Source organism: Oleiphilus sp. HI0061 (assembly GCF_001635675.1).
In genome coordinates this window covers 1-690 of record NZ_LWFE01001616.1, presented here as the reverse complement: position 1 = coordinate 690, position 690 = coordinate 1, and the positions used below count along the sequence as shown (strand labels likewise).

Sequence of the window (690 nt, the reverse complement as noted above, 5' to 3'; positions counted from 1 at the left end):
TTATGTAGGGAATACTTCGCGTTCAATGCTGACGACTCTAAATGAAATGTGTTCACTAAAGGATAAGCGACAAATCATGTATTCGCCATATTTACAGAGAGAGTCAATAGGCAAAGCATTAGCTTCGATCTTTGCTATGCTTATACAAGTAAGAATCGCCTTGCCTTTAAACAAAGAGCGGAAGACAGATCCTATGAAAAATCTACTATGCACACTCTTATTGCTACCTTGTTTTCTTCATGCCGAAAGCCTACTTCCCCCACCTTCAGGTGAGGTTATTCTCGAAGTCATTGGTGACTTAAAGCTTAGCAACACTTGATGGCGAAGCTCACTTTGACCGAGGGATGATTGAGGCACTACAAACGTCAAGCATTGTCACCGCCAATCATGTACTTTCCAAACCAACAAACTACAAAGGTCCAGTTCTAGGAGACCTACTTAATCAACTTGGCGCTAGAGGGGACAGTGTTTTTGTTACTGCGCTTGATGATTACACAGCCGAGTTAAAACGCAGCGAAATAGAAAAGTATGACGTACTACTAGCAACCCATGAAAATGGAAAAATGATGACCATCGATGACAGAGGACCGTTTTTTATTGTCTTCCCCTTTGATAAATATAAAGAGTTGAGAAGAGACCTCTATTACAACATGTCCGTCTGGCAAATAAAATCTATCGAAGTTGAATGAG

At 40.7% G+C, this 690-nt stretch carries 2 protein-coding genes; both read left to right on the top strand.

What is annotated here, in order from left to right; all coding sequences use genetic code 11:
- On the top strand, positions 1 to 319 hold a 319-nt coding region (locus tag A3735_RS32135; protein WP_231882647.1), incomplete at its 5' end, for a hypothetical protein.
- Positions 320 to 344: 25 nt separating this feature from the next.
- On the top strand, positions 345 to 689 hold the full coding sequence (locus tag A3735_RS24995; protein WP_082865419.1) for a molybdopterin-dependent oxidoreductase: 345 nt from the start codon (positions 345 to 347) through the stop codon (positions 687 to 689).
- The last annotated feature ends 1 nt before the right edge of the window (position 690 follow it).